General features: G+C 69.5%; 14 protein-coding genes. 10 read left to right on the plus strand and 4 right to left on the minus strand.

What is annotated here, in order from left to right; genetic code table 11:
- Window positions 1-43: 43 nt before the first annotated feature.
- From AC3QLZ_RS11865 to AC3QLZ_RS11880, 4 genes are all read left to right on the plus strand, one after another.
- Window positions 44-259, plus strand: a complete 216-nt coding sequence (locus AC3QLZ_RS11865; RefSeq protein ID WP_014236091.1) for a DUF1289 domain-containing protein — start codon at window positions 44-46, stop codon at window positions 257-259.
- Window positions 256-450, plus strand: coding sequence for a DUF1289 domain-containing protein (locus AC3QLZ_RS11870; RefSeq protein ID WP_014236092.1), 195 nt, complete (start codon window positions 256-258; stop codon window positions 448-450). The genes AC3QLZ_RS11865 and AC3QLZ_RS11870 overlap by 4 nt, the downstream gene beginning before the upstream one ends.
- Window positions 450-1,385: an MBL fold metallo-hydrolase gene (locus AC3QLZ_RS11875; protein ID WP_014236093.1), complete on the plus strand. Its 936-nt coding sequence runs from the start codon at window positions 450-452 to the stop codon at window positions 1,383-1,385. The genes AC3QLZ_RS11870 and AC3QLZ_RS11875 overlap by 1 nt, the downstream gene beginning before the upstream one ends.
- Before the next feature lie 91 nt (window positions 1,386-1,476).
- The gene (locus AC3QLZ_RS11880; RefSeq protein ID WP_014236094.1) at window positions 1,477-2,325 is read left to right on the plus strand and encodes a hypothetical protein; all 849 of its coding nucleotides are present in this window, start codon (window positions 1,477-1,479) and stop codon (window positions 2,323-2,325) included.
- Here AC3QLZ_RS11880 and AC3QLZ_RS11885 read toward each other — a convergent pair.
- Window positions 2,322-3,485, minus strand: a complete 1,164-nt coding sequence (locus tag AC3QLZ_RS11885; protein WP_014236095.1) for a M20 aminoacylase family protein — start codon at window positions 3,483-3,485, stop codon at window positions 2,322-2,324. The two genes, AC3QLZ_RS11880 and AC3QLZ_RS11885, sit on opposite strands and share 4 nt — an antisense overlap.
- 156 nt (window positions 3,486-3,641) lie before the next feature.
- On the opposite strand from AC3QLZ_RS11885, the gene rapZ reads away from it, so the two are divergent.
- From rapZ to AC3QLZ_RS11915, 6 genes are read left to right on the plus strand one after another with little or no spacing between them, the layout of a single operon-like run.
- Window positions 3,642-4,514: an RNase adapter RapZ gene (rapZ, locus tag AC3QLZ_RS11890; protein ID WP_014236096.1), complete on the plus strand. Its 873-nt coding sequence runs from the start codon at window positions 3,642-3,644 to the stop codon at window positions 4,512-4,514.
- Window positions 4,501-4,929, plus strand: coding sequence for a NusG domain II-containing protein (locus AC3QLZ_RS11895; RefSeq protein ID WP_014236097.1), 429 nt, complete (start codon window positions 4,501-4,503; stop codon window positions 4,927-4,929). The genes rapZ and AC3QLZ_RS11895 overlap by 14 nt, the downstream gene beginning before the upstream one ends.
- Complete coding sequence (locus AC3QLZ_RS11900) at window positions 4,910-5,485, plus strand: Gx transporter family protein (protein ID WP_014236098.1); 576 nt, start codon at window positions 4,910-4,912, stop codon at window positions 5,483-5,485. The genes AC3QLZ_RS11895 and AC3QLZ_RS11900 overlap by 20 nt, the downstream gene beginning before the upstream one ends.
- Window positions 5,478-6,095, plus strand: a complete 618-nt coding sequence (locus AC3QLZ_RS11905) for a flavin prenyltransferase UbiX (protein WP_014236099.1) — start codon at window positions 5,478-5,480, stop codon at window positions 6,093-6,095. The genes AC3QLZ_RS11900 and AC3QLZ_RS11905 overlap by 8 nt, the downstream gene beginning before the upstream one ends.
- Entirely contained in the window at window positions 6,095-6,736 is a 642-nt protein-coding gene (locus AC3QLZ_RS11910) for an LON peptidase substrate-binding domain-containing protein (protein ID WP_014236100.1), read from the plus strand. The genes AC3QLZ_RS11905 and AC3QLZ_RS11910 overlap by 1 nt, the downstream gene beginning before the upstream one ends.
- Window positions 6,737-6,754: 18 nt before the next feature.
- A complete protein-coding gene (locus AC3QLZ_RS11915; protein WP_014236101.1) occupies window positions 6,755-7,975 on the plus strand; it encodes an MFS transporter in 1,221 nt (406 codons plus the stop codon).
- A 75-nt stretch (window positions 7,976-8,050) separates the two neighbouring features.
- Here the strand turns inward: AC3QLZ_RS11915 and AC3QLZ_RS11920 are convergent, their stop codons facing one another.
- From AC3QLZ_RS11920 to mutY, 3 genes are all read right to left on the minus strand, one after another.
- On the minus strand, window positions 8,051-8,758 hold the full coding sequence (locus tag AC3QLZ_RS11920; RefSeq protein ID WP_014236102.1) for a transglycosylase SLT domain-containing protein: 708 nt from the start codon (window positions 8,756-8,758) through the stop codon (window positions 8,051-8,053).
- Window positions 8,759-9,124: 366 nt separating this feature from the next.
- Entirely contained in the window at window positions 9,125-11,152 is a 2,028-nt protein-coding gene (locus AC3QLZ_RS11925) for a methyl-accepting chemotaxis protein (protein WP_014236103.1), read from the minus strand.
- A 174-nt stretch (window positions 11,153-11,326) separates the two neighbouring features.
- A complete protein-coding gene (gene mutY / locus AC3QLZ_RS11930; protein ID WP_014236104.1) occupies window positions 11,327-12,388 on the minus strand; it encodes an A/G-specific adenine glycosylase in 1,062 nt (353 codons plus the stop codon).
- Window positions 12,389-12,472: the final 84 nt, after the last annotated feature.

Below are 12,472 nucleotides of genomic sequence, written 5' to 3' on the forward strand. Positions count from 1 at the left end.
GGCCGGGTCTACCCCGGCCCCTTTTTTGTCGGACGAGACTGTCATGGCCGTTGCCTCACCCTGCATCAACATCTGCCAGATGGATGCCGCCTCCGGCCTGTGCCGGGGCTGCCTGCGCACCCTGGAGGAAATCGCCGCCTGGGCCGGCGCTGCGGACGAAGCGCGCCTGGCCGTGCTGGCCGCGGTGGAAGAGCGCCGGCAGGCTCAGGAATCCCCCTGCTGCTGCCGTCGGCAGCGGCCATCAGTGAGTCTGCCATGAGCGAACAGGACAACCCCTGCATCGGTATCTGCACCATGGAGGACGGCTACTGCATCGGCTGCGGCCGCAGCGAGGCCGAGATTTTCGGCGACGGGGAGCCGCTGCCGGTCCCCCAGCCGTTGCCGTCGGCTGAGCCGGAGGCGCCCCTGCCGGCCAATGTGCAGGCCGAACTCGGCCCAGGCAGCGACTGATGGCATCCTCCCGATCCGTGGCGCCGCCGCCCCGGCTGCCCGCTTCCCTGCTGGTGCTGGAGCGGGGCTGGCTCTCCTCCAACAACGTTCTCTGTATCGAGGATGAAGAAGCGGCCCTGGTGGACAGCGGCTACGTCACCCACGCCGCCCAGACCCTGGCCCTGGTGGAAAAGGCCCTGGACGGCCGCCGCCTGACCCGCCTCATCAACACCCACTCCCACTCCGACCACATCGGCGGCAATGCCGCCTTGAAGCACGCCACCGGCTGCCGGGTGCTGGTGCCTGCCGGCATGGCGGCGACCATTGCCGAGTGGGACGAGGAGGCCCTGCTGCTCTCGCCCCTGGGGCAGCAGGCGGCCCGCTTCCAGCACGACGCCACCCTGGCCGCCGGCGACCGGCTGACCCTGGGCGGCCTGGAATGGCAGGCCCTGGCCGTGCCCGGCCACGACATGGACGCCCTGGCCTATTTCAATGCCGACCAGGGCATCCTCATCTCCGGCGACGCACTGTGGCAGGACGGCTTCGGCGTCATCTTCGCCGAACTGCTGGGAGGCGATGGTCTGCGCACCACCCGCCAGACCCTGGACATGCTGGCCGCCCTGCCCATCCGGGCGGTCATTCCCGGCCACGGTGCCCCCTTTGCCGACATCGGCGAAAGCTTCGAGCGGGCCTATTCCCGCCTGGCCGGCTTCGAGAGTTCCATCGAACGCCTGGCCCGCCACGCCCTCAAGGTGATGCTGGTCTTCTACCTGCTGGAAAAGCGCCGGGTGCAGCGCCGCGAACTGCCGGGCCTCATCGCCAGCCTCAGCTTCCCCCGCTCCGTGGCCGCCCGCTACCTGGCCATGGACGAGGAGGAAACGGCGGAATGGCTCACCGCCGACCTGCTGCGGGCCGGCGTGCTGCAGGAAGAAGAGGGCTGGCTGGTGGCGCGTTAACCTGGCTTTACGTTTCTGGCATGACTTCTGCGTGGAAGTCGGGCATAAGCCACCCCGCGGTAGACTTTGCCGCGCCGCCAGGAGACGATTGATGAGCACCACCTCTGCCCTTGCCGCAGTCAGCGGCTATGCCGGCATTAGCCGCATTTCCGCCGCAGCCCTGGGCCGCCAGCGGGATACCGCAGAGGCCGCCTCCACCCCGGCGGCAGCGGCGCCCAGTGCCAGCGTCACCATTTCCAGCGCCGCCCGGGAGGCGGCAAGAAATGACACCGGCCAGGGCCTGAAGCTGCCGGATGCGGAGTACTGGATGAGCCGGGACTTTCCCGAGGACATCATGGCCGAAGCCCGGGGCCGGCTGGAGCAGCGCCAGCCGGCCCCCGGCGGTGGTTATCTGCCGGACAGCGTCGCCAACCTGCCCCTGCTGCCGGAGAACGAGGCCCTGTTGCAGCAGTTCCGCCAGGAGATGAAGGAAATCGGGCACAACAATCCGGACCCGGAAAAGCAGGCCCGCTTCAACCGCCTGCTCAATCTGTCGATGAAGGTCCAGATCGATGGTTGGAAGGCGCCCATGACCGAAGCCGACGCCCAGCGCGAACTGGATATTTCCCGGGCCATGGGTGTCTTGATGGCGGATCAGCCGCAAGCGGAGCCGGCGGCCGGGGACGACACGCCCCGGGTCTGGGACCCCATGGCTGGCTGGAAGACCCGCTGGCAGCAGGAAGGACTGGAAATGCCCGAAGTGACGGAGGCGGTGACGCCACAGCGTTCCCTGTGGCTGCAACTGGCCGAGGGGGCCGGCGTCGCTCAGGATGAGTTTGTCGCCCGGGCCCGGGAACTGGCATCCGGCCTGTCCGGCAATGATCTGACCCGGGCCCTCGAGCAGTTCATCAGCGAACGTTACGTGGCCCTCCGGGCCGGCCAGGCAGGGACAGCGGCCTAGACCGGCTTGAGGGCGGTCTCGGCCAGGCTGACCCAGTAGGAAATACCCACCGCCAGGGCCTCGTCGTTGAAGTCGTAGTGGGGGTTGTGCAGGGTGCAGCCGCCGGTGCCAGGGCCGTTGCCCAGCCAGACGTAGCAGCCGGGCTTTTCCCGCAGCATGTAGGCGAAGTCTTCGGCGCCCATGGAGGGCAGGGCGTCGGTGATGACCCGCTCGTGGCCCAGCACGGCCCGGGCGGCGTGGCGGCAGACTTCGGTTTCGGGGCCAGAATTGACCGTGGGCGGATAGCGGTGGTCGAAGGTGACGCCGATCTGGGCCCCGGTGGCGGCGGCGACGCCGCTGACCAGACGCTCGATGGCCCGCTCCACCGTTTCCTGCACTTCCGGCTTGAAGGTGCGGATGGTGCCGCGCAGGATAGCGTCGTCGGGAATGATGTTCCAGGCCGAGCCGGCGTGGAACTGGGTGACCGAGACCACCGCCGATTCGCAGGGATGCAGGGTGCGGCTGACCACGGTCTGCAGGGCCTGCACCAGCTGGCTGCCGGCGACGATGGGGTCCACCCCCTGGTGGGGCATGGCGGCGTGGCAGCCGTGGCCGCGGATGGCGATCTCGAAGGCGCAGGTGCCGGCCATCACCGGGCCGGGCATGATGGCCATCTCCCCCAGGGGAATGCCGGGCCAGTTGTGCAGGCCGTACACCGCGTCCACCGGGAATTTCTCGAACAGGCCGTCCTCGATCATGACGGCGGCGCCGCCTTCCGACTCCTCGGCGGGCTGGAAGATGAAGACCACGGTGCCGTCGAAGTTGCGCTGCTCCGCCAGCCAGCGGGCCGCCCCCAGCAGCAGGGCGGTGTGGCCGTCGTGGCCGCAGGCGTGCATCTTCCCTTCATGGCGGGAGCGGTGGGGGAATTCGTTTTTCTCCTCCAGGGGCAGGGCGTCCATGTCGGCGCGCAGGCCGATGGCGCGCTTGGAGCTGCCATTCCTGAGGACGCCGACCACACCGGTTCTGGCGATGCCCCGGTGCACCTCGATACCGTAGCGTTCCAGCTCCCGGGCCACGATGTCGGCGGTGCGGCTCTCGTCGAAAGCCAGTTCCGGATGGGCGTGAATGTCCCGGCGCAGGGCGGTCAGTTCGGGCAGGAAGGGAATGCTGAGCAGGTGCATGGCGATGAACTTGCGTGACGGTCGGTGATCGAACCGGGGCCCGACAGTGTATGCCGCCCCGGCTTGATCGCGAAAGCCCCCGCCGCTATGCTCCGGGGACCGGGCCCACACCGGCCCGCCCTTTATACCTCCGCCTTCCGATTGCTCTCCGCCCCCATGCATCTGGTCCTCATCTCCGGCCTCTCCGGCTCCGGCAAGTCCATCGCCCTCAACGTCCTCGAAGACGGCGGCTACTACTGCGTGGACAACCTGCCATCGGAGCTGCTGCCCCAGCTCATCGACTCCCTTTCCGCCCAGGGCTACAGCAAGGTCGGGGTGGCCATGGACGTGCGCGGCGGCGCCGGCATCCGGGAGCTGCCGCGGCTGCTGGATAGCCTCAAGGCCAAGGTGGAGCTGCGCTTCCTCTTCCTCGACGCCAAGGACGAGACCCTGCTCAAGCGCTTCTCCGAGACCCGCCGCCGCCATCCCCTGGCCACCGAGTCCCGCACCCTGGTGGAGGCCATCCGGGAGGAGCGGGAGCTGCTGGAAGAGATCGCCCTGCTCGGCCACCACATCGACACCAGCGACCTCAAGGCCGCCACCCTGCGCGACTGGGTGCGCCAGTTCATCGCCGCCGACGCCAGCCACGGCCTGACCCTGCTGTTCCAGTCCTTCGGCTTCAAGCACGGCATTCCCCTGGACGCGGACCTGGTCTTCGACGTGCGCTGCCTGCCCAATCCCCATTACGACCCGGACCTGCGCCCCCTCACCGGCCGCGACCAGCCGGTGATCGACTACCTGGAAGCCCAGGAGGACGTGGGCCGCATGGCGGCGGACATTTTCCATTTCGTTTCCCAGTGGCTGCCCAGCTATGTGCGCGACAGCCGCAGCTATCTGACGGTGGCCGTGGGCTGCACCGGTGGCCAGCACCGCTCCGTGTACCTGGCCGAGTGGCTGGCCCGCCAGTTCCGCGACGGCGAAGACGAAGGCGGCAACGATGGCCTGCGGGTGTTGCTGCGTCACCGGCAGTTGTCCGATGCCGCCAAGTGAGCCGGCGGCGGCGGCCGCTCCCTCCCTGGGCCAGCGCTGGCAGGAATGGCGCCACCTGCTGCGTCCCGGCGACTGGCTGACCCTGGGCCTGGGGGCCGTGCTCTGCGCCGGCCTCTTTCCCCTGGCCTGGCAGGGCGGGGTGGCGGAAAAGGCGGTGGTGCGCAGCGGCGGCCAGGTCTTTGCCGAAGTGGATTTGAAACAGCGCCGCACCCTGGAAGTGCCCGGCCCCCTGGGCCGCACCGTCATTGCCGTGGAGCCCGGCCGGGCCCGCGTCGCCGCCGACCCCGGGCCGCGCCAGTACTGCGTGCGCCAGGGCTGGCTGGCCCGTCCCGGCGAGATCGCCATCTGCGCCCCCAACCACGTCAGCCTGCAGATCGCCGGCCGCACCTCCGCCTATGACTCCCTCAGCTACTGACGCGGACTGCCGCCGGGTGCTGCGCATTCCCCTCAGCGCCGAGGACCACCGCATCGCCCGCCTGGCGGCGGCGGCCATCGGCCTCTCCCTCATCGACGCCGCCATTCCCACGCCCCTGCCCGGGGTCAAGCCGGGGCTGGCCAACATCGTCACCCTCATCGTCCTGGCCCGCTGCGGCTGGCGGGCTGCTGCCTGGGTGACGGGCCTGCGGGTGCTGGCCGGCAGCCTGCTGCTGGGCCAGTTCCTGGCTCCCGGCTTCTTCCTTTCCGCCACCGGCGCCCTGTTCAGCCTGCTGGCCCTGGGGGCAGCGCGGCACCTGCCGGGGCGCTGGTTCGGCCCGGTCAGCCTGTCGGTGATTGCCGCCTTCGCCCACATGGCCGGGCAGATCCTCCTGGCCCGGGCCTGGCTCATCCCCCATGACGGGGTCTTTCTCCTGGCGCCCCTGTTCGCCTGCGCCGCGCTTTTCTTCGGCACGGTGAACGGCCTCATCGCCGCCCGTTTCCTCTCCACCCCCCTGGCGGCCGAAGCGGCCGCCGCGGAGTCCGCCCATGTCTAAGACCGTCTGCCTCGCCTTCACCGGCGCCTCCGGCCTGCCCTACGGGGTGCGCCTGCTGGAATGCCTGCTTGCCGCCGGCTGCCGCGTCCAGCTGCTTTACTCCCAGGCTGCCCAGATAGTCGCCAAACAGGAGATGGACCTGGAGCTGCCCTCCCGGCCCCAGGAGGTGGCGGCCTATTTCCGCCAGCGCCATGCCGACCTGCCGGGGCGCCTGGAGGTGTACGGGCGGGAGGAATGGTTTGCCCCGGTGGCCTCCGGCTCCAATCCGCCGGATGCCATGGTGGTCTGCCCCTGTTCCATGGGCACCCTGGCGGCCATCGCCCAGGGCCTCTCGGACAACCTCATCGAGCGGGCCGCCGACGTGGTGCTGAAGGAGCGCCGCCTCCTGGTGCTGGTACCCCGGGAGACGCCCTTTTCCTCCATCCACCTGGAGAACATGCTGCGCCTGTCCCAGGCCGGGGCGGTGATCCTGCCGCCCAATCCGGGCTTCTACCATCACCCGCAGAGCGTGCAGGAGATCGTGGATTTCGTCGTCGCCCGCATCCTCGACCAGCTGGCGGTGCCGCACCGGCTCATGGCCCGCTGGGGCGAAGCCGGGGAGGAGGGCTGATGGGCTGGCTGGAACGACTGCTGGGCAAGGAACCCGCCGGCCAGGCGACGCCCGAGGTGCTGGAAATCCCCCTCTTTCCCCTGCACACGGTGCTGTTTCCCGGCGGCGTGCTACCCCTCAAGGTGTTCGAGCAGCGCTACCTGGACATGGCCAGCGACTGCATGAAGAACAAGCGGCCCTTCGGCGTCTGCCTCATCGCCGAGGGCAAGGAAGTGGGGGCCCCGGCGGCGCCCCACGGGGTCGGCACCCTGGCCTTCATCCGCCAGTGGGACATGCCCCAGCTGGGCATCCTGCATCTCACCGTGGCCGGCGACCACCGCTTCCGCATCCTGGAACGCGAAACCCAGGCCGACGGCCTGCTGCGGGCCCGGGTGGAAGTGCTGGAGGAGGCGCCCTTCACTCCGGTGCCGGAAGGGCTGGCGCCCCTGGTGCCCCTGCTGGAACAGATCGCCGCCGACCTGGGGCCGGAGCGCCTGCCGCCGCCCCACGCCTTCGACGACGCCAGCTGGGTCGGCTACCGCCTGTCCGAGGTCATGCCGGTGCAGCCCCTGGCCCAGCAGAAGCTGCTGGAACTGGAAGACCCGCTGTCCCGCCTGGAAATCCTCTACAAGTATCTGGCGCCCAAGGGCCTGGTGTCCTAGGGCGCCCCCGTCGTCGCCGTGACCGTTCCTGCCGCTTTCCCCTGGCGTCTGGTGCTGCTCTGCTGCGGTGCCGAGATACTCACCATGCTGGGTTTCGCCCTGGTGCCGACCCTGCTGCCCACCTTCACCGCCGAATGGGGGCTCTCCGCCACCGAGGGCGGCTGGCTCGGCGGCGTCTTCTTCCTCGGCTACATCACCGCCGTGCCCCTGCTGGTGAGCCTCACCGACCGCTACGACGCCCGCCGCATCTACCTCCTGGCGGCCAGCCTCTCCGCCCTGGCCCTGGCCGCCTTCGCCCTTTTCGCCCGGGGCTTCGTGCCCGGCCTGCTGTGCTGGCTGGTGGCCGGCTTCGGCCTGGCCGGCACCTACATGCCGGGCCTGCGGGCCCTTACCGACCGCCTGCCGGTGGCTTTCCAGTCCCGGGGCACGGCCTTCTACACCGCTTCCTTCGGTACCGGCGCCGGCCTTTCCTACCTGCTGCTGGAAGGCCTGGGCCGCCTGCTGCCCTGGCCCCTGCTGTTTGCCCTGGCGGCGGCTGCGGTGGCTGCCGCCGTGGCCCTGATCGCCTTCGCCCTGCCGCCCAAGCTGCCTGCCACTGCCGCCGGCAGCGGCGACGGCGGCTGGCGCAGCGTGCTGCGGGACCGGCGCATCCTGGCCTTCTGCGGCGCCTACTGCGGCCACAACTGGGAGCTGTTCGGCTTCCGCTCCTGGCTGGTGGCCTACCTCACCTGGTCCCACCTGCAGACGCCCTCGGCTTTGACGGCGGCTCCGGGCATCGTCGCCGCCCTGGCCACCTTCCTCGCCGTGCCGGCCAGCATCCTGGGCAACGAGGGCGCCCATCGCTGGGGCCGCACCGTCTGGTTGCGCCGGGTGATGAACCTGTCCGCCGCCATGGCCCTGCTGGTGGCGCTGATGGGCAATGTGGGCGGCCACGGCTGGTGGGCCATGGTGCTGCTGCTGGCCTACGCCGCCACCATGAACCTGGATTCGGCCGCCATGACCGCCGGCCTGCTCACCGAAACGCCGCCGGACCGGCGCGGCAAGGCCCTGGCCCTCTACGCCTGCATCGGCTTCGCCGGCGGCTTCGTCGGCCCGGTGGCCTTCGGCATGGCCCTGGACGCCTTCGGCCGGCACGGGGTCGGCGGCTGGAGCGCCGGCTTCGTCACCCTGGCCCTGGGCATCGGCCTGGCCCGGCTCAGCATCGGCCTGGTGGATAAAAAGGGGCCGGCGGCGACCTGAGCCTGAAGAAAGGCACGCCCCAATGCAAAAGGCCTGACGCAAGGTCAGGCCCGATGGGGTGGGGACGGCGTGGCCTCAGCCGCGGCCGAGGCGGCGGTTGGCCGCATCCTCAAGGCGCTGCTTCTCGGAGAGGACCTTGGTGGCGTAGGTCTGGTCCTCGTCCCGGGTGGCGCCGGCAAACTGCTGCAGGCCTTCCATGAGGCCGCCGTTGCGGCGGATGGCCTCTTCCAGGGCCAGGGAACCGACCCGCACATTGGTCACCGGGTCCAGCAGGGGCGCCTTGCCGGCGTTGGCCGGCAGCTTGTCCTTGTGGAAGCGGGGGATCACCTGCATCAGGCCCTGGGCACCCATGACACTCTGGGAGAAGGGATTGAAACGGGATTCGACGCCGATGACGGCGACGATCAGCAGGGGGTCCAGGCTCAGTTCCTGGCTGGTGCTCTGCACGGCGTGGAAAATGGGACGCAGGGCATCGGCGGAAACCCGGTAGCGCTGGGCCACATAGCCCAGGGCCGCCCGCATGCGGGGGCTGAGGGGCTCGTCGGCAGCGGGGTCGGGAGCGACGGCGGCCAGGGCCGGGGCCTGAATCACTTCGGCGGCGGCAACGCCGGCCTCGGTTTCGGCTTCGGCCGTGTTTTCGGCGCCGTTCAGTGCGTTTTCGGCGAACAAGGGGCTGGCCGTCACCAGCAGGGCCAGGACGGCCACCACCAGACAGACCTGCAGCAGGTTGAAGGCGCAACTGACGCGCCGGGACATGTACTTGAGCGAGAAGGTGGAAGACATGCGCTCTCTCTCCTTTCCTGTGGCCACCGCGTCGACAACCTCGGGACGCGAATACGGTGACAGTGGGGTTCAAGAAATCGGGAGGCGGCAGAAGCGCCTCCGCAGTCGGCCCGGTTGGAGGGAAGGGCAGTCGCCTCAGCAGAGGGGAGGCGGGTAAGGGACCGACTGAAAAAAATAACGCCGCGAAGCGGCGATGTGCGCACTATATTGATTCTATTGGGATTTGTCAAGAATGGCCGGCATCCCGCACCAATGCAGGCCTTGCCGGGCGGGGCCGTTGCAGGCGCCGCCGGTTGGCCGCCGTTCCCGGGACCGGTACAAAAAAGCCCGGCCGGAGCCGGGCTTGGTCGGGAGCCCAGACATGCCTCAGAGGCTGAAGCGCTGGGTGTCCCGTTGCAGATTGTCGGCGGCCGCCACCAGCTTGGCGGCCCGCTCCAGATTGGCCTGGGCGGCATAGCCGGTCTCTTCGGCCATGCTGGCCACCTGCTCGATTTCCCGGGCGATGCTTTGGGCGGCACCGGACTGTTCGCGGGTGGCGCCGGCAATGTCCTGGATGGCGTTGCTGACCTGGGCCGAGCGCTGGGAAACCCGGGTCAGGGCCTCCTCCAGCTGGCGGGAGGCCTGGACCGAGTCGGCAGCCCGGGTCACGGCCTGGGCGATGGTGTCCTGCACCGTGTTCACGCCCACGCCCACCTGGGAGAGGATGCTGGAGATTTCCTGGGCGGTATGGCCGGACTGCTCCGCCAGTTTGCGCACCTCGTCGGCCACCACGGCGAAGCCGCGGCCCGCCTCGCCGGCCCGGGCCGCCTCGATGGCGGCGTTGAGGGCCAGCAGGTTGGTCTGTTCGGCGATGCCCTTGATGGCGGAGAGGGCGTGCTCGATTTCCTGGGAGCGGCGCCCCAACTCGCCTACCTGCTCTGCCGAATGCCGCACGGCATCGGCGGTCTGGCCCATGGCGCTGATCGCCTGGCTGACCGTGCCCAGGCTGGAGTCGGCCACCTGGCGTGCCTCTTCGGTGAGGGCCAGGGCCGCCTGGGCGCTCTCGGCCACCAGGTGGATGCTGGCGGAAAGCTCCTCGGCGGAAGCCGACATGGAGGCGGCCGCTTCGCTCTGGCTGGCGGTGGCGCCGTTGAGTTCGCCCGAGGCGTCGGAGATTTCGGCGGCGGTGCCGTTCAGGGTCTGGCTGGTGCTCTGCAGATTGGCGATCAGGCCACGGATGGCGGTGATCGCCTGGCCTAGGGCGCGGGACAGCACATCCACCTCGTTGCGGCTGGCCTCGGCGCCCCGGAGCTGCACCGACAGGTCGCCGTCGCCCAGGCGGTTGGCGGCTTCCACCACGGCGGTCACCGGCTTCAGGCGCTGCTGGGCGAGGAGGGCGATGGCCAGCATGAGGGCGATGCCGAGTACCAGGGCCAGGACCAGCACCTGGTTGCGCAGGGCCAGGGTGTCTTCGGTGAATTCGTCGGTCCAGGAGCCGATGGCGGCGATCCAGTGCAGCTCGGGCAGTTCCTTGACCACCACGATCTTGTCCCGCTCCCGGCCCTCCTTGTCCTTCCACTTGTATTCCACCACCCCGTTGCGCTTGGCGTTCAGCAGGTCGGTGACGTGCTTGGCCATGGGGCCGGCCTCGCCGGTCTTCTTGCCTTCCAGGGTGGGGTGGATGATGTAGACGCTCTCCGTCTGGTCGCCGTAGGGCTGGGAAATGATGTAGGGGTAGCCGCTCTTGCCCACAGTCAGGCCCAAGAGCTTCTTCTTCAGCAGGGCAATGTTGTCCTCCGCGTCCAGGCGCAGGGTGATGCCCCCCAGGACCTTGCCGCTGTCGTCCTTGATCGGCATGGCGGCCAGGGCGTACATCTTGCCGTTGCGCTGGATGGTGCCGGCGTAGGGCTCGCCCCGGTTGAGATAGGCCACGTACTCCTCCTTGTCGGAGAGGGCCTCGCCGTTGCGGGATTCGCCGGCCGCGTTCTTGAGCAGGGTGGCACCCCGGTAGTAGCGCTCGCCGCTGCGGATGACGAAGGACGGCTCCCGGCCCGGGTTGGCCTTGCGGTAGGCCTCCAGCAGGGGGGTATTGCCGTTGATGGGCGTATTGCCCAGCAGCAGTTCCGGCAGCTGTTCCTTGCCGGTGGCGATGCTGCGGCCGCTGGCCCGGATGTGTCCGTCCAGGGAGCGCTCGAATACCCGCAGGTTGTCCAGGGCCCGCAGTTTCAGGGTCTCCTGGGCGAACTCCAGGGTGGTGACGATGAGGGCAGTCTGCTCCTGCAGGGACTGCTCGGTCTGCTTGATGGCGGCCTCGCGGGCCAGGTAGGTGACGACGCTGCTCAATACGGCAACCATCACGGCCACGGCAATGGCGGCTGCCACCAGGATCTGCCTGGATAACGGGAAATTTTTCATGAAAGGCTCGGCGATGCTTCTTGTTTGTTATTGGAAAGCCTCGCGGATGAACACCTCCCTGCACCGCGAAGCCGGGCGCTTTTTAACACGCCCCCAGGCCCCGCCGTTATGTACTAGTTAATAGATTGAACTGACGAAAGCTGACCGGGAACTGGCCGGGAAGCGGCGCCCAGACTAGAACAGCGGTGCTTGCAGCAGCTTGCGCAGGGGCGTCGGCAGGGCCGCCGTGGCCATGTCCTGCCAGGGCAGCCATTCCCAGCCCGGCTCCCCAGCCGTGGCTACCGGTGCCACCTGGCACAGCAGGGGCGTCAGTTCCAGGCGGAAGTGGGTGAAGGTGTGGCGGATCGGCGGCAGGGCCTGCTCCGCCTGCAGTTGCAGGCCCAGGCCGAGGGCCAGGCTGGCGGCGCTTTCCCCCGGTGCCAGCTCGGGCAGGGCCAGCAGGCCGCCCCAGATGCCGCTGGGGGGGCGGCGCTGCAGCAGCAGGCGCGGGCCGTCGCTGAAGATCACCGCCGTCACCCGGCGCTCCGGGATGACCTTGCCCGGCCGGGCCTCCGGCAGTTCCTCCTGGCGCCCCTCGCGGCGGGCGACGCAGATTTCCTGCATGGGGCAGATGGCGCAGGTGGGCTTGCCCCGGCTGCACAGGCTGGCCCCAAGGTCCATGATGCCCTGGGTGTAGATCTCGATCTCGCCCGTGCCGTGGGGCAGCAGGGATTCGGCCAGCTGCCACAGGCCCTTCTCCACCTTGGGGCTGCCGGGAAAGCCGCTGACGCCGAAACAGCGGCACAGCACCCGCTTGACGTTGCCGTCCAGGATGGCGGCCCGTACCCCGTAGGCGAAGGCGGCGATGGCCGCCGCCGTGGAGCGGCCGATGCCCGGCAGTTCGGCGATGCGCTCCGGCTCCCGGGGGAAGCGGCCGCCGTGTTCCGCCATCACCCGCACGGCGCAGGCGTGCAGGTTGCGCGCCCGGGCGTAGTAGCCCAGGCCGGCCCACAGCTCCAGCACCCGTTCCACGGGCGCCGCCGCCAGGTCCGCCAGGGTCGGGAACTCGGCCAGGAAGCGGGCGTAGTAGGGCATCACCGTGGTCACCTGGGTCTGCTGCAGCATGATTTCCGAGAGCCAGATGGGATAGGCGTCCCGGGTCTGCTGCCAGGGCAGGTCGTGACGGCCGTGGCGCTTCTGCCAGGCGATCAGACGGGGGGCGAATTCGGCGACGGGATCGGGGGCGGTCTTGGGCACGGGCTGCTCGGGACTGATGGGAAAGCGTTCAAGGGCGCCATTCTACCGCCCGCCGCCGGATTGCCCGGGGCCATGCCGGCGGGC

This window comes from Azospira sp. MPR-LB4, assembly GCF_058809525.1.

What these genes read in the sequence shown, in the direction of transcription:
- AC3QLZ_RS11870 (WP_014236092.1), top strand. Translation starts at nt 256, where the DNA reads ATGAGCGAACAGGACAACCCCTGCATCGGTATCTGCACCATGGAGGAC.
- AC3QLZ_RS11925 (WP_014236103.1), bottom strand. Translation starts at nt 11,152, where the DNA reads ATGAAAAATTTCCCGTTATCCAGGCAGATCCTGGTGGCAGCCGCCATT.
- AC3QLZ_RS11895 (WP_014236097.1), top strand. Translation starts at nt 4,501, where the DNA reads ATGCCGCCAAGTGAGCCGGCGGCGGCGGCCGCTCCCTCCCTGGGCCAG.
- AC3QLZ_RS11880 (WP_014236094.1), top strand. Translation starts at nt 1,477, where the DNA reads ATGAGCACCACCTCTGCCCTTGCCGCAGTCAGCGGCTATGCCGGCATT.
- AC3QLZ_RS11875 (WP_014236093.1), top strand. Translation starts at nt 450, where the DNA reads ATGGCATCCTCCCGATCCGTGGCGCCGCCGCCCCGGCTGCCCGCTTCC.
- rapZ (WP_014236096.1), top strand. Translation starts at nt 3,642, where the DNA reads ATGCATCTGGTCCTCATCTCCGGCCTCTCCGGCTCCGGCAAGTCCATC.
- AC3QLZ_RS11910 (WP_014236100.1), top strand. Translation starts at nt 6,095, where the DNA reads ATGGGCTGGCTGGAACGACTGCTGGGCAAGGAACCCGCCGGCCAGGCG.
- AC3QLZ_RS11905 (WP_014236099.1), top strand. Translation starts at nt 5,478, where the DNA reads ATGTCTAAGACCGTCTGCCTCGCCTTCACCGGCGCCTCCGGCCTGCCC.
- AC3QLZ_RS11900 (WP_014236098.1), top strand. Translation starts at nt 4,910, where the DNA reads ATGACTCCCTCAGCTACTGACGCGGACTGCCGCCGGGTGCTGCGCATT.
- AC3QLZ_RS11885 (WP_014236095.1), bottom strand. Translation starts at nt 3,485, where the DNA reads ATGCACCTGCTCAGCATTCCCTTCCTGCCCGAACTGACCGCCCTGCGC.
- AC3QLZ_RS11865 (WP_014236091.1), top strand. Translation starts at nt 44, where the DNA reads ATGGCCGTTGCCTCACCCTGCATCAACATCTGCCAGATGGATGCCGCC.
- AC3QLZ_RS11920 (WP_014236102.1), bottom strand. Translation starts at nt 8,758, where the DNA reads ATGTCTTCCACCTTCTCGCTCAAGTACATGTCCCGGCGCGTCAGTTGC.